Here is a 21,073-nt window from a genome sequence, read left to right on the forward strand (position 1 = left end):
TTTGTAATTGTAATGTAGTGAGGCCTGCCTAGGCAGGCCGACTGAACTTAAGGGAGTGTACCGAGATGAGAATAACAGACTTGATGATCCAGGAAACGATGATCATGGACCTGCAAGCCACAACCAAAGATGAGGCTATTGATGAACTGATTGCAAGCCTGAACCGAAGCGGACGAATTAATGATCCGGTCCTGTTCAAGGAAATGATCTATAAAAGAGAAGCAGAATCCAGCACGGGGATCGGTGGCGGAATTGCGATGCCACATGCCAAGACAACAGCAGTGAACGAACCAACGGTTGTATTTGCCAAGAGTAGAAAAGGGCTTGATTTTGAAGCGTTGGATGATCAGCCAGCTCATGTGTTCTTCATGATTGCGGCTCCAGAAGGCGCTGGTAATACCCATCTGCGTACGCTTGCAGCTCTTTCCAGGTTGTTGATTGATAGCGATTTCATCTCACAATTGATGAGTACAGATACACCTGCCGAAGTTAGTGCATTGTTTGATGCCAAACAGGCAGAAGCAGCGGAGAAGGAAGCAGCCAAAGAAAAAGTAAAAGCTGAAAAAGCAGCAAATGCCGCATCCACTTCTACTACTGGTCAGCAACAGAATACTTCTGGTGTGATTGTAGGTAATGCCAATTCAGAAGATTTTGTTGTTGCGGTTACAGCCTGTCCAACCGGAATAGCGCATACGTTTATGGCTGAAGATGCACTTAAAAAGAAAGCTCAGGAAATGGGCATTAATATTCGCGTAGAGACCAACGGTTCCGAAGGAGCGCAGAATGTTCTCACAGCTGATGAGATCGCTCGTGCTAAAGGGGTTATCGTTGCTGCAGACAAAAATGTGGAGATGGCACGTTTCGATGGCAAACCGGTATTGCAAAGACCGGTGAGTGATGGAATTCGTAAATCCGAAGAGCTGATTCGCAAAGCCGTTAACGGTGACGCGCCGATCTATCGCAGCCAAGGCGGAAATGCCAAAGAAGAGGGCGCAAACACTGGCAAAATCAGTGTAGGTAGCAAAATCTATAAAGATCTGATGAACGGTATCTCGCATATGCTACCATTCGTTGTAGGTGGCGGCATCCTGCTAGCAATCTCCTTCTTGTTCGAACAGCTCGCTAGCCCTGAGAATCCGCTTGTGCAACTGCTTCAAACGATCGGTGGCGGAACAGGTGCGTTCCACTTCCTGATTCCGGTACTTGCCGGATTTATCGCGATGAGCATTGGTGATCGCCCGGCCCTGATGCCTGGTATGGTCGGTGGATTGATGGCAGTTAACTCAAACGCCGGTTTCCTTGGTGGTTTGGCTGCTGGTTTCCTGGCGGGTTATGTCGTTGTTGGTCTCCGTAAGTTGTTCAAAGGATTGCCAAAAGCGATTGATGGCTTGAAACCAATCTTGCTGTATCCGGTATTTGGTTTACTGATCGTGGGTGCCATCAGTTTCTATGTCTTTGATCCAATCTTTGGTTCCCTGAACACCTGGCTGGTAGATGCACTGGGTAACCTGGGTACAGGTAATGCGGTATTGCTGGGCTTGCTGCTTGGCGGCATGATGTCCATCGATATGGGTGGACCGTTCAACAAAGCGGCTTACACCTTCGCCATTGGGGTATTCACATCCAGTGGTAACACAGACGGTGCATGGATGGCAGCGGTTATGGCAGGCGGTATGGTGCCTCCTCTGGCGATTGCACTTGCAACAACGTTCTTCAAATCCAAATTTACAGAGCAAGAACGCAAATCAGGCTTGACTAACTATGTACTTGGATTCTCTTTCATTACAGAAGGTGCAATTCCATTTGCTGCGGCTGATCCATTGCGTGTATTGACTTCTTGTATTCTGGGTTCCGCTGTTGCTGGCGGATTGACACAACTGTGGAGCATTAATGTGCCAGCTCCGCACGGCGGCATCTTTGTTGCAGCACTGGCGAACCACGCATTATTGTTCCTGCTCGCTGTTGCAATTGGTTCTGTGATCTCTGGTCTGATTCTGGGACTGTGGAAGAAGTCACCAACACTTGTGAAGTAACAGATATAAGAAACATCTCCTGGGTGAAATTCACTTGGGGGATGTTTTTTATTTCAGCTTTTTTGTTAGGTAGTGGAAAGTTGCCTCCGGATTTGTGTAAAATGCTTATTTAGATTTTACATTCATGTGTGGTAAACTAAATATAATTATATTTTGAAACTATGTTTCGGCTGATGAAACTTATGCAGGAGGAATTGGAATGTCTGATGTAATCAAAAGTCAGGTGCAGAAGCAGTTTGCGAAAAATGCAGGTAAATACGTGACGAGTGCGGGGCATGCCAAAGGTGAAGATCTCGCGTTGCTCGTGGCTTCATCTCAAGCCACTCCGGATATGAACGTGCTGGATATCGCCACTCGAGGAGGGCATGTCGCTAATGCATTGGCTCCACTTGTTCAGCGGGTGACAGCCCTCGATCTAACGGAAGAAATGCTTCAGGTAGCTGAAGCGTTTATCCTGGGGAATGGACACGGTAATGTAGATTTTGTAGCCGGGGATGCAGAGAAGCTGCCATTCGATGATGATGTCTTTGACCTAGTGACCTGCCGAATTGCTGCCCACCATTTTCCGGACGTTTCTTCGTTTGTTCATGAGGCATTACGAGTCATGAAGCCCGGTGGAAGGTTGTTATTCATTGACAACGTGGCACCTGAACGTGATGAGAATGATCAGTTTTACAATGAAGTGGAGAAGTGCCGGGATACAAGCCATGTTCGAGCATGGCGCAAGACGGAATGGATTCATATGCTGGAGTATGCCGGCTTCCGAATGGAAACGATGGTTTCCTTTCAGAAACGCTTTAAGTTTGAAGAATGGTGTAACCGTGCAGCACTGCCGGAACGGGAGAGAGGTGAGCTTGAGGCAAGCATGTTGAGTGCACCGTCCATCATTAGAAATTTTTTCAATTTTGAAGTGACCAAGAACGGGAAGCTTGACAGCTTCCAAGGAGAAAGTGTGTATATCCAAGCGATTAAACCGACTCATATCTGATTAGGTAAAGGACCATTTAGCTGAGCAGTTTATGCAACGGTAACAGGATGAATGCTGATAAAATAAAACAAGCAGAGTACCTTGAACAGGTAGTTCTGCTTGTTTTATTCTGCATATTTATAATCAAAGCGACGGTTTAGGGTTTAAGTATAACTTTGGTACATTCGTCTTCATGATCGTTGAAAATGCGATACGCATCGCTTGCATTCTCCAGTGAAATCCGATGGGAGATGATCTCCGTTGGATCAAATTCACCAGCGGTGATTTTGCGGAACAATTCAGGCATGTAATGTATAACAGGAGCTTGTCCCATTTTGAGGTTGATATTACGTTCAAACAAATTGCCTAAAGGAAACATGTTGTAGGAAGAGCCATATACACCCGTAAGTTGGAGTGTACCGAATTTGCGGATCGCTTTCATGCCGATTTCAATCGCACTTAGTGAACCGCCATGAAGTTTCAGCTTCTGCCCGATTTCTTCCAGCATGTTCTTTTTACCATCCATACCTACACAGTCGATAACAACATCGGTTCCGCCTTGTGTAATCTCGCGAATGTGCTCACCCATATCATCGTAATCTTCGAAATTAAAGATCTCTGCATCGTTCAAACGTTTGGCTTTCTCCAGTCGATAGGGCAGGCGATCCACAGCAATAACGCGTTTGGCACCTTTCATCCATGCGAACTTCTGTGTCATCAGCCCAATTGGACCACTTCCGAGTACAGTGACTGTATCTCCCGGTTTAACTCCTGCATTCTCGACGCTCCAGTAAGCGGTTGGAAGAACATCGGACAGGAACAATAGGGCTTCATCTTCCAGTTCACAGGATTCCGGAATCACAAACGGAGTGAAGTTCCCGTAGGGAACACGCAATAATTCTGCCTGACCTCCGGGGTGATTTCCGTAGCGTTCGGTGAACCCAAAATAACCCCCTGTATGAATATCCGGATTGCCATTGGAATGATCGCACTGGCTCTCCATGTCATGATTGCAATAGAAGCATTCACCACAAGCGATGTTAAAAGGCAGGACCACACGGTCCCCCTTCTTCACACGTGTCACTTCCGGACCTACTTCTTCTACTATGCCCATCGGTTCATGACCGATAACGTAATCTTTGGCAGCAGGCAAGGCTCCCTGATAAATATGCAAATCGGATCCACATATAGCTGTGGAAGTTATACGAACGATAATGTCATCCTTCTGTTGCAGTTTGGGATCTTCAACCTCTTTGACTTGAATGTCCTTGATTCCCTGAAACGTAACGGCTCTCATCTTTCATATTCCTCCTTATTATAGTGGGATTCTCTGACAATTACCCCTTTTCAGCATAAATGATAGACATACATACTAATTTAAACGACGGGCCATTTTACTTTACGCAACGCATCAAGCAACTCAGGTGGCGCATTAAGATTATCACGGACCAGATCCCGCGGGGTTAACGCCATCCACTGATTCAGCGATACATCCTCGAATCGATCACTTCGGAATATTTCCAAAAACCATAAAGTGTCTGTGCCGGTATTCTGTATATAGTGTCCCATGGCGACAGGAACATATCCGACATCTCCAGCCCGATAGTCAAATGTGCGAGCAATGCCATTGCCTCCAAAGACAGTCATTCTACCTTGTCCTGTCAGATAGTATTGCCATTCATCTGCATTGGGATGCCAATGCAGTTCACGCATGGCGCCAGGTCGGATCTCAACGAGTGCGGCTGCAACGGTAGTTGAGATGGGGAAGTTGGTGGAGTCTACGATCCGCACGCTTCCGCCGGGGGTAATGAGTGGTTCCTGGGCCAGCAATCGGTGTTTGAATGTGAGAGGAACGGTGCCATATGGCGACTGAACTTCCTGGCTCTCGATGGAACCCGGGACGTTATCTTGGAAAATGTAGACCTGTTCCTTCGGCATTGACTGAAAAGCGGATTCGGGCACGCCGAAATTGACAGACAGTACCTCTGGTGGGGTATGGGCAAACCAATCGGATATGGATAACGTATTCAGATCGGAGAAGGACCCGTCATCAAACACAAGCAGAAATTCACAACCTTCCTCCAGCCCCTGAATGGAATGGGGTAGACCTTTGGGGAAAAACCAGAGATCGCCAGGCCCGACATCCGCAATAAAATTACGTCCGTTCTGATCTACCGAAGTGATTCTTGCCGTTCCCCAGATCATATAGGCCCACTCGGATTGTTGATGCCAGTGCAATTCCCTTACACCTCCCGGTGTCAGGCTCATGTTCACACCCGCCAGTGTAGTGGCAATAGGGAGATCCCGTGCGGTGATTTCACGTGACCAACCCCCATGGTTCAATTGCATATGGGTATCGGAAAAAGACATTCTCAGATTGGGCAATAACCCGTTATCGGTTGCCGGAGGTACCAGCATATCGGGGTTTTGTATATCTCTCATGACGTCTCTGGGTCCCAGATCAGGTCCTCCTGCGCCATCACTGCGAATGGGTTGCGGGATGATAAATGGTTTTTCGTTTGGTTGCTGTCCTTTGGTCATGAAGTGATCCCTCCAGATTCAGTCCCATGTCACACGCGACATGGTATCGTTATGTTTACACCTATGAATCAGGGCCTGGATAATATGAGGGACAAACGACAAAAAAGACGTGACCGCATGCGGTCACGTCTTTATTCCAGACTACATTGTACGAAAACGCTGCTCATAAATCTCGTTTACCCGATGGAGAACGGCAGGACCTTGCTCTGTGAAACGAAGTGCTGTCGCTTTGTTTTTCACCAGAAATGTACCGGATTCATGTCCGGTTGGGGATAAAGCCGCATTGTAGAGCAATGAAGCGCCATGGCTTGGATGAGGAAAGAACCATTTCATGATAGGTTTGATATAGAAGGGCAGGCCGGATGTTTTGTTGCCCCTTAGCGTGTTATTTCCACCGGGATCTACGCTTAGTAATTGTATGCCATCCGAACTGGCAGACTTGGCAACCTCGCGTGTCCATAGGGATAAGCCGAGCTTCGAGGTGGCATAAGGACCAAACAGCTTTTTGAATTCGGCTGGACGTTCCAGGATGTTCAGATCAAATTGTCTGACCATATTGAACGAGGTGGTGGAAGTATTAATAACTGTTTTCATCTGTCCTTTGAGCAATAGCTCAACGAATTCCATGTAGATGATGTAAGGGACTACCGTCTGAAGTTCAAAGTGTAGTTCATGCCCCTGATCAGAGAAACGAAGTTCGGCAGCGCTGCCTCCGGCATTGTTAAACAAGACATCGATCGAATCGGTATCGGATTTAATCTGATCCAGTGCAGTTCTCAGGCTGTCGTAGTTGGTCAGATTAGCCTGAACGGGGCGGAGCTGGCCTGAACGTAAGGTGTTCTGAATATCGGTATCCTCGGAAGGGAAAGCAGAACGGTTGAGACCGATTACCTGCCATCTCTCAGCCAGTAACTTGCGTGTCAGTTCAAGACCAATTCCTGACGTTGAACCTGTGATGAGAGCGGTGCGAAGCTGATTTTGTGTGTTCATATATACCTCCAGATAGAATGGGATTACAGAACGAATCTGTATGCTGCGCTCATTCTATAACTTGGAGTCGACTCCAAGTCAAGGGGTGTTGGGATGGAATGGATCATGCTTGACTTGGAGTCAGCTCCAAGTTGTAATATGGAGAGAAATGAATGTGGAGGAGGCCCATATAATGAGTGAGAATGAAGTGTTCTCCATCAAAGAAACGTCAGAACAGGCTGGATTATCAGAAGATACAATTCGTTATTATGAGAAGATTGGGCTGCTTCCCCGAGCGGAACGCAAGGCCAATCGCCATCGGGTATATCGCTCGGAGGATATCCATACAATGAAGTTGATCACTTGCCTGAAAAAAACAGGAATGTCTCTGGAGGAAATGAAGCCTTATTTACAAATGTCCATGGATTCCGATCTCGCCGATTTCCCGGATGAACGGGAGATGCTGGTGAATCACCGGAAGAAAGTTGAAGCACAGATTGCTTCGCTACAGCAAGTCGTTGATTTTATCGATGAGAAGTTGGAGAAACGAAGTATGTATCCTGATGAATGTCCTATTACGGGGGAGAAGCAGTTGTCTGTTTTTGAAAAACAGAACCTATTCTCTTGATGGCGCTGCTGCCTATTTGAATCTGAAAACCCACGTCATGATGACGCGGGTCTTTTTGCTGTTTCTAGTATTTAATATCGAGTGTATGACGAAGTCGTTTGATATCGCTTTTGGGAGGGAGACCATACATGCGGGCATACTCCCGGCTGAATTGAGACGGACTTTCATAGCCAACCTGGAACGCAGCGTTGGCGGCATCGGTTGAACCTGCTAGCAACATTCGCCGGGCTTCATGCAATCGAATTTGTTTCTGGAATTGCAAAGGGCTCATGGCAGTAATGGCTTTGAAATGATGATGTAATGAGGAAGAACTCATGTTGATCATGGCAGCAAGTTGCTCAATCCGAAGTGGCTTGGCGTAATCAGACTGGATGACTTCGATCACCTCGGCGATGTGCTGTGCATGACTGTCCTGAATAGCAAACTGCTTGATGGAATGTCCATGTTCATCCTGAATAATACGATATAGAATTTCGCGGATAAACAGAGGGGCAAGGACGGGAATGTCTTCAGGTGTGTCCAGCAGCCGAACCAGTCGGATCATGGCTTCAAGAAGGGATGGTTTGGATGAGCTAACAAACAATCCTCTTTGTGTTGAATGGTCAGGTTTGGGTTGTGCAGAAGGCGTATCCTGAATCAGATCAAAAATCTGCCCTGAATCAAAATCCAGTCGAATACATAGATAGGGATGTTCGGTTGTAGCCTGTACAACCTGCCCTGAAATAGGCAAGTTTACGGAAGCTACCAAATATTGTGACAGATCGTAGGTGTAACTCTCGCGGCCGAGTATAACTAATTTGGAGCCTTGGGCGACAATGCAAAGGGCAGGCTGATGAACGGAATATATGGGTTGTGAGATCTCGGAGGCACGGATTAAGGCAAGGGATGGGATTGCTGTTGGATGTATCCCGTCATTTGGGGTGAAATGCTCAATAAGTTGAGCCAATTGTTGCTGCTGCTCTGTGATGCCCGTATCCGCTTCATTTGTTTTGATAAGCATGAATTGCAGCCCCCTTATAAATCACTATTACTATTATTTTAAAACGCGCTGGAGGAATAGGCAAGAATACTGCGGGATTTTTCTATCGTACAACGACTGATCCTCTACATAATGGAGATAAGCAACGGAATCTTTTGAAGCAGAGAGGAGTGAGAGACAATGGAACGTAATTCAATGGGCGACCCACAAGAACCAAAACACCCGTATGTGGGGATGTGGGTCACGAAGGATGGATATATCAGACACGAACTCCTTCCTTGCGGTAGATATGATGAAGCGAGAGGAGATCGGCAAAGTGCATATCAGGGTCGCTATGTTGTTCATGGGAAGCATATAGAATACGTGGATGATACGGGATTTACAGCGGATGGAGTCTTCAGGGACGGCGTTTTGTATCATGCAGGCATGGTGTTGTATAGAGAAAATGTACAATAACAATCAAATAAGGAGCGATATAATATGTCCAATGTAAAAGGGAAAGTTGTTGTCATTACCGGTGCGAGTAGTGGAATTGGTGAGTCAACAGCTCGATTGCTTGCACAGCATGGAGCGCATGTAGTTATTGGAGCTAGACGTATGGAACGTTTGGCGGCGTTGGCCTCCTCCATTCGTTTGGAAGGCGGATCGGTGGAGTATCATTCACTGGATGTTACCAGATTGGAAGAGATGCAAACCATCGTTGACCTCGCTCAAACTCGCTATGGACGTGTCGATGTTATTTTAAATAACGCTGGAGTCATGCCGCTATCTCCCCTTGAATCGTTAAAAGTAGATGAGTGGAATCGCATGATAGATGTTAACATTCGTGGTGTTCTGCATGGCATTGCGGCTGGACTACCTGTTATGAAAAAGCAGGGTTTCGGCCAGTTTATTAATATCGCCTCTATTGGAGCCTATGCCGTGTCACCAACGGCAGCGGTGTATTGTGCAACCAAATACGCGGTCCGCGCCATATCGGAGGGGTTGCGACAGGAAGTAGGCGGAGATATCCGTGTAACCCTTGTATCACCGGGCGTGACGGAATCGGAACTCGCGGATACGATTTCTGATGAAGAAGCACGTGATCTCATGAAAGAGTATCGGCGCATATCCATTCCCGCTTCGGCGATTGCGCAAAGTATCTTGTTTGCCATTAGCCAGCCGGCAGAGGTGGACGTAAATGAGATTGTAGTGAGACCGACGGCAAGCATGGCTTAAGGTCTGATCCTCTTTTGGTATATAATAGGTTCAATTGATACGAAAAGAGGAATAGTGCAGTGACATTACAACAACTAAAATATGTGATCGAAGTTGCCACGCGCGGTTCCATGAATGAAGCAGCCAAAAGGTTGTTTATCTCGCAACCCAGCCTTTCGAATGCCATTCGGGATCTGGAGCAGGAGTTGCGAATTACTATTTTTGAACGTACCAATAAGGGGATATCTCTGTCTAAAGAAGGCGTTGAGTTTCTGAGTTATGCACGTCAGGTGGTAGAACAAGCTGAATTGCTGGAGAATCGTTATCTGAACGCCAAGCCATCCCCGCAGCACTTCTCCGTATCGACGCAGCATTATGCGTTTGCGGTGAATGCCTTTGTTCGTCTGGTACAGCAGTATGGTCAGGATGAATACGAGCTGGCGCTTCGGGAGACCAAGACCTACGAGATTATTCAGGACGTGAAAAGCCTGCGTAGTGAAATTGGCATCCTGTATTTGAATGAGTTCAATGCCAAGGTGATTAACAAATTGTTAAAAGATGCGGGATTGGTTTTCACAAGTTTGTTCACAGCCAAGCCCCATATCTTTATCAGTGTGAAGAACCCGCTGGCGAAGCAGGAGTCGGTTGCAATTGAGCAATTGCAGGATTATCCGTACTTGTCATTTGACCAGGGAGAGTACAATTCATTTCACTTTTCCGAAGAGATCCTGAGTACGTTATCTCACCCAAAAAGCATACAGGTTAATGACCGCGCAACATTGTTTAACCTGTTGATTGGTCTGAATGGTTATACGATCTCTACGGGTGTACTTAGCGCTGATCTGAACGGAAACGAGATCATTCCTGTACCGCTGGAATGTGAGGAATCGATTAATGTAGGGTGGATAAGCCACAAGAGTACTTCCCTCTCTAATCTGGGTGTAGCATATGTCCAAGCTTTGCATGAGGCCATAGGGTCTTAGAAGTGTTAAATGATTCATCAAAAGGCCGTTTCCGGTTGAGTCGGAACGGTCTTTTTGTTGTACCACGATCTTTCAAGTATAGGGTGGTATGTTGTCATCCCGTGTAATAGAATGAAGGTATATGTCGAATGTGTGCAAGAGATCGAAGGGAGAACGGTGAGTGAGAGTTCTGTATCGGAATAAAAGTGAACAGCATGAGCTGACGGTATATGATACCAAAAAGCTTTATGGAGAGAAGGGCCAGTTTCGTGTATTAGAATTCTCCAACGCAGCTGTGCAGGGAGCCATGGATCTGGATGAGCCTAATCGGATGGTGCTGGAGTATCCGAGAGCGATGGTGCATCTAATGGAACGGAATGATCCTGAGTTTGATACCGTATTTGTGGTGGGACATGGTATTGGCACATTGCCAACTTACTTGTCTGATCGTCAGGTAAAGGTGGCCGAGCTTGACGCAGAGGTCGTGGAGTTGAGCCAAACCTTATTTGGATATGAGGGAAGTCCTGTGCTCATTGGGGATGGTCGTGAATTATTAGGCCAGGAACCCGCTGCGACATATGATTATATTATTATTGATGCCTTTACGGCAACGGGTACACCGGAGCAGTTTATATCCAGTGATTTTTTTGCCATGGTCAAGGATAAGCTGGACTCGGACGGAGCTGTGATCCTTAATGTGTTCGGATGTGCGGGCAACGATCGGCTTGTCAATGCAATCTATACGACACTTCAGGCACAGTTTGCCTATACACGTGCATTTGCATTACCTACAGAAACAGCGGATGAAGTTCAAAATCGCATTTTAATGGGTAGTCATCACCCGATCGAATTTCAGGTTCGTCAGATGGCAGGGTTTGTTGAACAAGAGCCAGAAGAAGGATATATCATTGTCGATTAGGGCGATCCTGAGCAGTGATTCTTCCAGGGAAAGTAAAATGTCATTAAATCGTCAATCTTACGATGTAATTGTTAAGATTTCTCAAACTCTTTATTTGATCTTAACAACTTTTGTATAAGATAGAAGGAATATGCCTTTTCATGAAAATCCGGGGGAAGTAAACGATGATTGCACAGATCAAGAGATCTAGATTACGAAAAAAAATAAAGAACATCAAGAAGATCAGCCTCACGGCTTTACTCGGCGGGTTGGTCACTATTTCAGTTATAATGACATTGACCCTCATGGTCATCTCATCTTACACATCTCAGAAACAGTCACTCATTGATAACACCCTGTCCTTAAACTATGCAAGCGCTGTGCAAATGAGCCAAACGCTGGATTCACTTTTTTATTCCATGCAGGAGAGCTTGAAATATGCAGCCCAATATTTCCCGGATATGGATCACTCCAATACAAAAGAGTTGAATTCTACATTGGATTTGGTTCGCAATAGCAGTAATTTTTTCAATTCCGTTTCTTTGGTAGATAAAGCGGGAGTAGTCAGGTCTACCTCGCCTTACTCACAGGCTAGCGTAGGTCACCATGTTAGCTCCAATGCAGCAAAAGAAGCGGTTAGTTTGAGGACTTCGTATATCTCCGAAGCGTACCAGACACCCAGAACCAAACGCAGAATTGTATTTGTCAGTGAACCGATCTTTGATTTGGCAGGGGAGTACCAAGGAACGATTGGTGGAAATATCTTTTTACAGGAAAATAATATATTGAGTCTGTCTTTTGGCAGTCAGCTCAAGACAAGTAATGGTTCCTACTTTTTTATTGTGGATAAGAAGGGCACTTTGTTATTTCACCCAAACACCAACCGAATTGGTGAAAATGTCAGTAAAAATGAAGTGGTACAAAAGCTGTTAGTAAACGAGAAGGGTAAAGAACAATACAAAAACCTGGCAGGTGTAGATTCGCTTGCAGGTTATTACAAAGTTCCATCAACAGATTGGGGCGTCGTAATCGTGTCTCCAACCCAAACGGTGTACGATCAGCTGAATCATCATATCCGTATGTTGTTGCTGTACACTTCAGTGCCTTTCCTGATCCTGACCCTTATTGTGGTTCGGGTTGCACGCAAGCTGGCCAGTCCTTTTGCTATGCTTGCTGATTTGGTGAATCAGGTCGATAAGGGAGAAGTGGATCTACCGGTGATGAAACCTCACTGGAATAGAGAGGCAGACCTTCTCACAAGAACAGTTGTTGGTGCATTGGCGAACTTTAGGAAACAGACAAACCAGCTTGTCTATGATGCCAGAACCGATGTTTTAACAGGCATGAACAATCGCAGAACCTTCGAAGAAGTCATCCAGGAATGGATTCAGGATGATGTGCCGTTCTCCATTATTGTTCTGGATATCGACCGCTTCAAGTCCATTAATGATACATTCGGACATCATGCTGGGGATGAAGTATTAAAACACATTGCCAATATCATTCAATTGTCTGTTCGACCAGAAGATGTCTGCGCCCGGTTTGGTGGAGAGGAATTTGTAGTCTTGTTAAGAAATTCCGAGTCTAACCTCGCTTTTGAGATTGCTGAACGTATCCGAATAACGGTCGAAGAAAGCATATTGCCTATAGATCGTTCCGTCACCATCTCGGCTGGAATTGCTGAATATCCGAAGCACTCCACAACATCGACAGAACTGTTTCACCTGGCGGACAATGCATTGTATCAAGCGAAAGAAGAGGGACGTAACCGTACGGTTACGATCCAATCGGTTATTAAATAAGCAAGCAAAGAAGCTGTTCCCTAAAAACTAGGGACAGCTTCTTTTGTGTACTATACCTCTTGTGAGGATCTGGCCAGAACCTCATTTGTATACGTTTCTCCCCAATCTCGCATGCTGAAGATAATCGGCCTTAACGTTTCACCAAATGGTGTGAGGGAATACTCCACTTTAGGTGGGATCTGGGGGTATATTTCACGATGAACAATTCCGCTGCTTTCCAACTCTCGAAGTTGCAGGGTGAGCATACGCTGGGTGATGTCAGGAAACAATTTTCGGATCTCGTTAAATCTCAAAGGACCAGAGAATAAATGATACAGAATGGCACCTTTCCACTTGCCTCCGATCACACTAAGGGTAACTTCCACGGAACAGCCGTATGGCGCGGGACATAGCTTGGTTGCGTCCTTTTTCATTATAAGTACACCTCCACTTTACGGTGATTTTCTATAGTATCTATTTGGGTGGTTACATTACATAAAGTACGTATAGTACATGAAAGAGCATATCACTTATGATGCAGATTATAAACCCTAACTCTAGGCGAAGGCAGATGTGCTGATGTCTATAATATAAAAAAGAGCCCCGGTTTCAGGCTCTTCTCTGGTTGTATAAGATATGATGATGAGCGTATATACGCTACTTCAGTGATGATAGAATGGAGTCACATAGAGCCATCGTTGCAATATTATCCCTGGCGCTGGAATGTGGGACGGTCTGATTCTGGCAACACTCGATAAAGTGCACCATTTCACCAACAAACCCGCGTAGATAAAGGTCGCGATAAGCTCCTGACATGGGAGATCCGGAAGGTGTATATACGGTATCTTGCTCCTCGAGAGATTTCCAGGGAAGGTTGGTCGAGCTTCGGGATTGATGAACAGTAAGTGTGTGGATCTCTTCAGCTGACGCAAATCCGTTGTCGAAGGTGACGAGTACACTTTCACTCTCCCGTGACCAAGCATTCATGCCGGTAAAATAAGCGCTGCCTACTACGTTATTCTCAAATACAAGGGAAATGCTTTGATTAATGTGTTCCCCATCCTTCAGGGTTGTGCCTGTAACTCGCATTGCTTCTCCGAATAAGTAACGCATCAGATCGACCATATGAATGGCAGCGAGCTTCATGAACTGTTCCTCATCCTTGCAAAATGGGGTACTGTCTACAGCAAATTTCATCTGGAATGAACGTACCTTACCTAGCGAACCACTATCAATTAGCTCCTTCAGCTTCGTGTATATGGGGGCATAACGTTTCATAAAACCGACCATGAGTACGACGCCAGCCTGCTCGGCAGCTTCTGCTACAGTGGCGGCTTCCGCTACGTTCCATCCGAGTGGCTTATCCACGTATACATTCTTGCCAGCCCGAATGCATTCGAGAACAAGAGCGGTCTGATCTACAGGCTGGGCGACCACAACGACTCCGTCACAGATTTCCTGCTGTAACATAAGCTGAGCGTTATCATACGCTTTTCCGTTGCTGCCAAATTGCAGCAGAGCTGCTTCAGAGCGTTCCATACTGCGTGTGGCAATGGCCTGGATCTGCGCTCCAGCTTCAACAACAGAAGGGTAAATATTCGTGGATGCATGAAACCCGGCACCGATAAAGCACAGATGGGTTGTTTTCAAAGTGGATCTCTCCTTCATTTTTGCATTCGTATGCATGATATATTTGTTTAATGCTACGATAGGGGGTTTGAAGTTGAGAAAAAAGGACATACGTCCTATTCTTGAATGAATAAAAAAGAAGTTGCATTTTTATTTTGGAGCATGTATACTCTGAATTACGGTAAAACAAGGAATTGCTTCACCGGAACGCTTTTCATCGATGGATGAGGAGATACATATTATGCGGTCGTGGCGGAATTGGCAGACGCGCACGGTTCAGGTCCGTGTGGGCTAACCCCCCGTGGAGGTTCGAGTCCTCTCGACCGCATCTAACCAAAGAAAGGTTCGTGAGTTGCTCTAGGGCAATTCACGAACCTTTCTTTGTTTTTTTGGATCATTTGTGTGCAGCCTACATTTTGCTACCGGCATGCTTGCTGATGCTAATGTTGCCGCTGGCGCAGAATGACTGCCATGATGATCCCGGCAATGGCTCCTGCAATACCAAATAGCGTAACACTGGCAACCACTTCAACCGACTGGAGACGAAACAAAAAAGCGATACCGCTGCCAAAAGTGGTTCCGGCCAGAAATCCGAGCGAAATTCCTAATTCTTTCGTTAATTTCATTGCTTCACCTACTTGGAAATGTGAGATGTGGATTTGCAAATATTGGGTACAGGCAGTAAAGTGTGATCAGGAAAATCATCACATTTTATTTCCTTTTTTATCTTGTGGTTTTAACCCGTTAATTATGCATGATATCTCATATGGGAGGGTAAGAGCGAATGAATATGAACGAACGAATTGCAGCATGGAATGAGGAAGCACAGCAGTGTGCTTGCGGTCATCAACACCGGATGGTGGATATGCTGATTCATCTGGAACCTGGGGCCATTCAGAGGTTACCGGGTTATTTGTCTGAGCAAGGATATCGTCAGGTGACGGTTGTTTATGATCGACATACGTTTCGGGCCGCTGGATCTGATGTGCTGAGTAGTATTCGCGAAGCGGGAATGCATGTGGATGAGATCACTCTACCGGAGAATCGTACGGGTGATATTATTGCGGATGAAGCAGCTATTGTACAGGTCATGTTGGGTGTGAGACTTGAAAGTCAGGCTGTAATTGCGGTGGGTTCAGGTACCATTCATGATCTGGTGAGATTTGTTTGTTCCAAAATGAATAAGCCCTTTCTGTCGATACCGACAGCGGCTTCAGTGGATGGGTTTACCTCTGCGGGTGCACCCTTAATTGTAAGCGGCATCAAACAAACATTTCAGGCTGTTCCGCCGGAGGCTATCTTTGCCGATCTGGATATTCTGGAGCAAGCCCCCCAAGTGATGACAGCTGCCGGATTCGGAGATATGCTTGGTAAATATACTTCGCTTGCAGACTGGATTGTTTCTCGTGAACTGGGCGGAGAACCGTTCTGTCCAGTTGCTTATCGGATGACTGAAGAAGCGCTGAAGACCTGCATAGATCATGTACAAGCGATTGCGGAGGGGCGAGCAGAGGGAGTGGCTGTATTAATGGACGCATTAATTGTTTCCGGTATCTCCATGCTGATCATTGACCATTCTCGTCCGGCATCCGGAGGTGAGCATCATCTTTCCCACATCTTGGAGATGGATCTGATGCAAGCGGGAGAAAGACCGGTTTTGCATGGTGCCAAAGTTGGCGTAGCTTGTGCGTTGCTTACGGTGAAATATAAAGAGCTTGCAAAGACATCGGGTGAACCGGTATTTGGGATATATGACCAATTGCCGGAGGCTTCTCAGCTCATCGCATGGTTGGAACAAGTAGGTGGCCCTGTGACTACTGAGCAACTCGGTGTAACTCCGGAGATGGTGGAACGTGCGTTCAACACAGCGCATACGCTTCGTCCTCGATATACCGGATTGAGATATATCAATGAAGTATTAAACACGAGGTTAGGATAACCTTTTAGAGAGAATGGTCATGATGAAATGTATAAACTTAGCTTGTAGCGGGCTCTGATGGCTCTCCTTGGGATCAAAAGGCAAAACAGGGTAGGTTATCTGACATTTCTGATGGAATAGCCAGAACAGTGCTTCAAGTCCGAGAGAGAGCATGCATTTCATTTTAAAAAGGCTCTGGCCTCCCTTTGGGGAAGATCAGAGCCTTTTGGCTGTTCGCTTATTTAGTTGTTGCGACGATCTTTCAAGATGACATCTGCGAACAAAATAGTTTTCGGGATACGGAAAAATTGCTCCGCTTGTTCCTGAAACGCAGCAGAAGGCAGTGTTCCCTGATGCAGCCATTTGCGGAAAGTGCCGGGATGAACCCCGATCCAGTGGCTGACATCTGTCACCGACAGATCATGGACCATACACAAGCCTGTCAAAATACGGTTACTAACCGGAGAACGGGTCACCGTACGCTTCATGAAGCGAGATGACTCGGGTTGACATATGACAGGGCTATTACGCACAACTTCTTCATTGAAGAGAATATGACGCGGGTAGCCGAGTAATTGGCAAGTCTTGTCCAAATTGGTACTGCCGGGTATCCGTCCTTCATATACCCACGCACTGACACTGCGTGAAGAGATGGAGAGGTCTTCAGCAAGCTGGGACAACTTGATATCATTGGCCATCAGCACGGCAAGAAGAACACGATTGCGGATTTGACAGCGTGTCGGTTTTCGGAATCGTTTAACACGGACGCCTTTTCCCAAGTATTTACGGTTGATCAGAGACCACGCCTGGATGGAATGTTGTTCTGGTTGATTAGGCATATTTCCTCCGATTTTTTTTAACCAAATACTACAATAAACAACGGGGTACTTTCAAGTGCCGGGATTACCGGTTACAAATGCGTCAATGCGTCAATTCATAATAAAGAGGGAACTACGAACTAGACCATGCGCAATTCACATCCTAGTATATTCCTAGATTACAATGTTTCACTAAAAATGAGGGGAGAAATTCGGCAGGAATAAAAATAATATAGTTCTAATTACTTATTATTAGGTCTAAAGAACTTTTATCTGTTTTTTGTTGATATGATGCGGTTTATTTCCCTGAATTCCCCAAAAGCATGTGATTTTCTCTCCCCTGCTGCGAAGAGGATGTGCACAAATCTGAAATGATAAATCCGCGTGTTCAGCATGACATGTGACCTGTCAAATCTCTTACTTTTACATATATTGTATGATACTCAAGTGTAAGGGAGAGGTGAGGGACGTGCATCTATCTGTGAATACCTTTGCTGCCATCTCGGGAGCATTTGTTACTTTTGCTTTTGGCGGATGGGATCAATTGCTGAGCCTGCTCGCGGTTGCGATGGCTGTGGATTATATAACAGGTTTGGCAGCGGCGGTAAGAACAGGTGCCGGGTTAAATAGCAACATTGGATTCTGGGGGATTGCTCGCAAAGGGCTCATGCTGACCGTTGTTTTGCTTGCTCATCGAATTGATCTGATCATGGGAACCGATTTTATCAAAGGCGGAGCTATTTATTTCTATCTGGTGAATGAACTCATTTCGATTACTGAGAATTATGCCAAAATCGGTCTTCCATTGCCTGCAAAGCTCAGACAGGCCATTGCAGTGTTGAAGAAACAGGAGGATCAGGAGTATCTGACGAATCGTGAATGGTCCAAACCGCAGCAAACCCCGGACATCATCAAGCAGCAGGCTGAAACAGGACAAACTTTGCAGGATGACTACGCGAAACAGACGGAGGATGGATCGCAAAATAAATCCGAATCGAAAGGAAACGGTTCGGATTAGTTTTTCTTATCAAGAGAACGTTTCCAAGTATCCTTTCGTAATAGAGAGCGTTATGATATATTTTGGATACATGAAAATTCATTCATTTCTACTATTATATTAAATGAGGTGTTTGCCCAGATGATAAAACATATTGTCCTGTTCAAAATGAAAGATCGCTCAGCAGAAAGTATTGAAGCTGCAGCTCAGGTGCTTCGCAATCTGGAAGGTAAAATTGATGTCCTGGTTTCACTTGAAATCGGGATTGATGTGCTTCGCTCGGAGAGATCGTTCGACATTTCACTCACAGCGGAGTTTGCGTCACTGGAAGATCTCCAGGCGTATCAGGTACACCCGCTTCATCAGGAAGTTATCAAGTACATGAATGAAGTCAGAGAACAGTCAATTGCAGTGGACTACGAAATCTGATCTGTCATTCAAACTACGTTGAGATAAAGGGGACTCTGCATGAGCGATTTAAGAGACGTTATGGAATTTCTATATATTTTTGTTGTGTTTCTAATCGCTTGTCCTGTGATGATATTCTGGCTTAAGCGAAGAGGGAAACGGAACCGATAACTCACTGAACGGGAAGTGAACGAATGTATTATGTGAACAGAGAACAGATTGCCCGCCGGCTTGCTGCTGTACCGGAAGTAGCTGAAGGGCTTCGCGGGGCAGCAGAAGCTTGGGATGGCAGTCTCATGCTGGGTATGGTACAGGAACGTTGTCTTCACCTGGCGATCGAGATTGTTACCGATGTGGGAAGTTACCTGATAGACGGCTTCATCATGAGAGATGCAAGCAGCTATGATGATATTATTCAGATTAATTATGAAGAAAAGGTTTTTGATAATCCGACCTATGAGATATTGCGTCAGCTTGTCACGTTACGCAAGCCACTGGTGCAGGATTATTACACCTGGGAGCGGTCTGAGCTCCACCCACTTAGCGTAGAGTTGCCGAGTATACTTGAACATTTTACTGCTCAGGTTAGCGCCTACGTGGAAAAAGAACTTGGTCCTTTCAATACGGCACAGGCCGAGGGACAGCGTAAGGAATGAGGGAAATCGCATGACAAATGAATCAAAAGAATTCAATGAAGTAAATACTGAAAGCAACGAAACAAATGAAACACCTTCCGGATTCCATCCGGTGTATATGGTGGAACTCTTGTTCCGGGAACGTCCAGAGGTGGATCGCCTGCGTTTGCAGGAAGCTATGATTCGTCATACAGGACAAGTCCGACTGGATGTGAAACAAGAGAGCGGAGGGCAAAAGCATGAGATGCTTGTCTTCTATCATCTGGACCACAAGGTATCCTTCCAGGAAGGGGATATCCCTGCGCAGACTTGCATGCTTCCTGTGAATGAAATCGCAGATCGTGCTCGCTTTGGCGGTGCTCTGCAACAAGCATGGCATTGGCCGGAAGTGGGACAGGTTGTAGAAGCTTCGCGGTACTCCATCCGGATACATGATATGTTCACGGCTGCCATGCCTCGTAAGCAACGCCTGGAGCTGTTTCAGAAGACTGTACTGGCAATCATGGAGAGTTTGACCTGTGATGCGCTGTATTGGTATGGCAGTGACAAGCTGGTTGAACCGGAAGCATATACGCAAGCTCAGGAACGTGAGGAACATCTGTATGCAGCGATGAACGTTCGAATGTATCAAGCCGGAGGTACAGAGGAACAGCGCGGGTTGGTCATGGATACCGTGGGATTATCTGCGCTGGGTGTACCTGATGTCCAGTGTCACTTCGTCGGTCTTGATCCGGATACGGTAGCTCAGACCTTACTGGGTGCAGCGTATTACATATTTGATCAGGGGGATGTTCTGCAAGATGGACAGACGCTGGGTTCTTCAGGTGGACGTCGCTGGCGTTGTGAACATCAGGCAGCATTGATTGCACCTGGACGATATGTGATTGATTTGGACCCGGGGGATGAGCATGCCGAGTCTAATCTCGAGCCGGCTCGTCAGAACGGAGTTTAAGCCAAGTCATTTGCATCCATTCAAAAAGGGCGTTCAGATTATTTTTAACATCTGGAGTGTCAAGTCAAGCCTGTGCTGCTTATAATGCATCAACAGAGTAGGCATTCGCCCGGATGGCTGAGCGACAGACCGTTGCTTCTAGTCCGGTACTTAAACAATAGTAAAGGGAGAGATGTGACGTGAAGGATTCTAACAAAAGTTTGTTGTGGGGAGCTCTTATTGGCTCCGTGGTTGGTTCAGTAACGGCATTATTGCTGGCGCCGAAATCGGGACGTGAACTTCGTCAGGATATTACAGAAGGTGCTCGTCAGGTATCGGAGAAAGGTCAGGAACTGGCTGGTATCGTGGGAGAACAAAGTTCGCAGATCGTATCCAAAGTTAAAGAGACCGCAGATGTCGTGATTCAGGATATTCAATCCTGGCGCAATTGCGCTGAAGGGAAAGAAATTCGCATATCGGCAGCCATTGTTGATAATGACGATATCGATAAAACAGTGGATGAACCCGGAATTGATATCGTAGCAAAGCTTCCTTCGGATGAGTCCAAGGACGACAACTAAGCAAAGCTTGATAAGCAGGCTTTCCTCTATTTTAGAGGAGAGCCTGCTTTGTTGCGTGTCCACACATAGTTGACGTAGCGCGTGGATTTAATTTGAACCCCGCGATGAAATCGGGTAAGATGTAGGTACCTTTTTGCCGGAATGTTCATACGGTAGGAAGAAAGCTCTGAGAAACAATCGTTTTGAGAACCAATTCAATGA

At 46.1% G+C, this 21,073-nt stretch carries 21 protein-coding genes, 1 tRNA gene and 1 pseudogene; 15 read left to right on the forward strand and 8 right to left on the reverse strand.

Annotated elements, in window-relative coordinates; translation table 11 throughout:
- Positions 1 to 65 precede the first annotated feature (65 nt).
- Both MKY66_RS09880 and MKY66_RS09885 read left to right on the forward strand, forming a co-directional pair.
- Positions 66 to 2,033 carry a PTS fructose transporter subunit IIABC gene (locus MKY66_RS09880; protein WP_076209064.1) on the forward strand — a complete coding sequence of 656 codons (1,968 nt, stop codon included), beginning with the start codon at positions 66 to 68 and terminating at the stop codon, positions 2,031 to 2,033.
- Between the two features lie 199 nt (positions 2,034 to 2,232).
- Complete coding sequence (locus tag MKY66_RS09885; RefSeq protein ID WP_076209063.1) at positions 2,233 to 3,021, forward strand: class I SAM-dependent methyltransferase; 789 nt, start codon at positions 2,233 to 2,235, stop codon at positions 3,019 to 3,021.
- Positions 3,022 to 3,157: 136 nt separating this feature from the next.
- Here the strand turns inward: MKY66_RS09885 and MKY66_RS09890 are convergent, their stop codons facing one another.
- The 3 genes from MKY66_RS09890 to MKY66_RS09900 all read right to left on the reverse strand — a co-directional run bounded on the left by MKY66_RS09890 (position 3,158) and on the right by MKY66_RS09900 (position 6,531).
- Positions 3,158 to 4,297, reverse strand: coding sequence for a zinc-dependent alcohol dehydrogenase (locus MKY66_RS09890; protein WP_076209062.1), 1,140 nt, complete (start codon positions 4,295 to 4,297; stop codon positions 3,158 to 3,160).
- An 80-nt stretch (positions 4,298 to 4,377) separates the two neighbouring features.
- Positions 4,378 to 5,541, reverse strand: coding sequence for an oxalate decarboxylase family bicupin (locus MKY66_RS09895; RefSeq protein WP_076209061.1), 1,164 nt, complete (start codon positions 5,539 to 5,541; stop codon positions 4,378 to 4,380).
- A gap of 141 nt (positions 5,542 to 5,682) precedes the next feature.
- A complete protein-coding gene (locus MKY66_RS09900; RefSeq protein ID WP_076209060.1) occupies positions 5,683 to 6,531 on the reverse strand; it encodes an SDR family NAD(P)-dependent oxidoreductase in 849 nt (282 codons plus the stop codon).
- A 172-nt stretch (positions 6,532 to 6,703) separates the two neighbouring features.
- On the opposite strand from MKY66_RS09900, the gene MKY66_RS09905 reads away from it, so the two are divergent.
- Positions 6,704 to 7,138, forward strand: coding sequence for a MerR family transcriptional regulator (locus MKY66_RS09905; RefSeq protein WP_256704112.1), 435 nt, complete (start codon positions 6,704 to 6,706; stop codon positions 7,136 to 7,138).
- 64 nt (positions 7,139 to 7,202) lie between these two features.
- Here MKY66_RS09905 and MKY66_RS09910 read toward each other — a convergent pair whose 3' ends face one another.
- Complete coding sequence (locus MKY66_RS09910; protein WP_076209059.1) at positions 7,203 to 8,138, reverse strand: AraC family transcriptional regulator; 936 nt, start codon at positions 8,136 to 8,138, stop codon at positions 7,203 to 7,205.
- Positions 8,139 to 8,297: 159 nt separating this feature from the next.
- Between MKY66_RS09910 and MKY66_RS09915 the strand changes: the two genes are divergently transcribed.
- From MKY66_RS09915 to MKY66_RS09935, 5 genes are all read left to right on the forward strand, one after another.
- Entirely contained in the window at positions 8,298 to 8,573 is a 276-nt protein-coding gene (locus MKY66_RS09915) for an Atu4866 domain-containing protein (RefSeq protein WP_179088481.1), read from the forward strand.
- 24 nt (positions 8,574 to 8,597) lie between these two features.
- The gene (locus MKY66_RS09920; protein WP_076209058.1) at positions 8,598 to 9,335 is read left to right on the forward strand and encodes an SDR family oxidoreductase; all 738 of its coding nucleotides are present in this window, start codon (positions 8,598 to 8,600) and stop codon (positions 9,333 to 9,335) included.
- A 59-nt stretch (positions 9,336 to 9,394) separates the two neighbouring features.
- The gene (locus MKY66_RS09925) at positions 9,395 to 10,297 is read left to right on the forward strand and encodes a LysR family transcriptional regulator (RefSeq protein WP_076209057.1); all 903 of its coding nucleotides are present in this window, start codon (positions 9,395 to 9,397) and stop codon (positions 10,295 to 10,297) included.
- A gap of 160 nt (positions 10,298 to 10,457) precedes the next feature.
- On the forward strand, positions 10,458 to 11,195 hold the full coding sequence (locus MKY66_RS09930) for a fused MFS/spermidine synthase (RefSeq protein WP_076209056.1): 738 nt from the start codon (positions 10,458 to 10,460) through the stop codon (positions 11,193 to 11,195).
- A 269-nt stretch (positions 11,196 to 11,464) separates the two neighbouring features.
- Entirely contained in the window at positions 11,465 to 12,976 is a 1,512-nt protein-coding gene (locus tag MKY66_RS09935; RefSeq protein WP_339807128.1) for a sensor domain-containing diguanylate cyclase, read from the forward strand.
- Between the two features lie 50 nt (positions 12,977 to 13,026).
- On the opposite strand, the gene MKY66_RS09940 is transcribed toward MKY66_RS09935, so the two are convergent.
- On the reverse strand, positions 13,027 to 13,389 hold the full coding sequence (locus MKY66_RS09940; RefSeq protein ID WP_036609739.1) for a helix-turn-helix domain-containing protein: 363 nt from the start codon (positions 13,387 to 13,389) through the stop codon (positions 13,027 to 13,029).
- Between the two features lie 223 nt (positions 13,390 to 13,612).
- Entirely contained in the window at positions 13,613 to 14,605 is a 993-nt protein-coding gene (locus MKY66_RS09945) for a Gfo/Idh/MocA family oxidoreductase (RefSeq protein WP_076209054.1), read from the reverse strand.
- A 222-nt stretch (positions 14,606 to 14,827) separates the two neighbouring features.
- On the opposite strand from MKY66_RS09945, the gene MKY66_RS09950 reads away from it, so the two are divergent.
- Positions 14,828 to 14,912: transfer RNA gene (locus MKY66_RS09950), tRNA-Leu, on the forward strand.
- A 112-nt stretch (positions 14,913 to 15,024) separates the two neighbouring features.
- On the opposite strand, the gene MKY66_RS09955 is transcribed toward MKY66_RS09950, so the two are convergent.
- On the reverse strand, positions 15,025 to 15,210 hold the full coding sequence (locus MKY66_RS09955) for a hypothetical protein (RefSeq protein WP_076209053.1): 186 nt from the start codon (positions 15,208 to 15,210) through the stop codon (positions 15,025 to 15,027).
- 158 nt (positions 15,211 to 15,368) lie between these two features.
- Between MKY66_RS09955 and MKY66_RS09960 the strand changes: the two genes are divergently transcribed.
- On the forward strand, positions 15,369 to 16,523 hold the full coding sequence (locus tag MKY66_RS09960) for a sn-glycerol-1-phosphate dehydrogenase (RefSeq protein ID WP_083656921.1): 1,155 nt from the start codon (positions 15,369 to 15,371) through the stop codon (positions 16,521 to 16,523).
- Between the two features lie 221 nt (positions 16,524 to 16,744).
- Here MKY66_RS09960 and MKY66_RS09965 read toward each other — a convergent pair whose 3' ends face one another.
- The gene (locus MKY66_RS09965; protein WP_017689431.1) at positions 16,745 to 17,341 is read right to left on the reverse strand and encodes a helix-turn-helix transcriptional regulator; all 597 of its coding nucleotides are present in this window, start codon (positions 17,339 to 17,341) and stop codon (positions 16,745 to 16,747) included.
- Positions 17,342 to 17,789: 448 nt separating this feature from the next.
- Here MKY66_RS09965 and MKY66_RS09970 point away from each other — a divergent pair.
- The 5 genes and pseudogenes from MKY66_RS09970 to MKY66_RS09990 form a co-directional block, all read left to right on the forward strand.
- A pseudogene (locus MKY66_RS09970) lies at positions 17,790 to 18,173 on the forward strand (phage holin family protein); the annotation flags it as partial.
- Between the two features lie 285 nt (positions 18,174 to 18,458).
- On the forward strand, positions 18,459 to 18,746 hold the full coding sequence (locus MKY66_RS09975) for a Dabb family protein (protein WP_017689429.1): 288 nt from the start codon (positions 18,459 to 18,461) through the stop codon (positions 18,744 to 18,746).
- A gap of 173 nt (positions 18,747 to 18,919) precedes the next feature.
- Positions 18,920 to 19,381, forward strand: a complete 462-nt coding sequence (locus MKY66_RS09980; protein ID WP_076209051.1) for a HepT-like ribonuclease domain-containing protein — start codon at positions 18,920 to 18,922, stop codon at positions 19,379 to 19,381.
- Positions 19,382 to 19,391: 10 nt separating this feature from the next.
- Complete coding sequence (locus MKY66_RS09985; RefSeq protein WP_076209050.1) at positions 19,392 to 20,312, forward strand: DUF4261 domain-containing protein; 921 nt, start codon at positions 19,392 to 19,394, stop codon at positions 20,310 to 20,312.
- A gap of 179 nt (positions 20,313 to 20,491) precedes the next feature.
- The gene (locus MKY66_RS09990; protein WP_076209049.1) at positions 20,492 to 20,872 is read left to right on the forward strand and encodes a YtxH domain-containing protein; all 381 of its coding nucleotides are present in this window, start codon (positions 20,492 to 20,494) and stop codon (positions 20,870 to 20,872) included.
- The last annotated feature ends 201 nt before the right edge of the window (positions 20,873 to 21,073 follow it).

This window comes from Paenibacillus sp. FSL R5-0766 (genome assembly GCF_037971845.1).
Taxonomy (GTDB): domain Bacteria; phylum Bacillota; class Bacilli; order Paenibacillales; family Paenibacillaceae; genus Paenibacillus.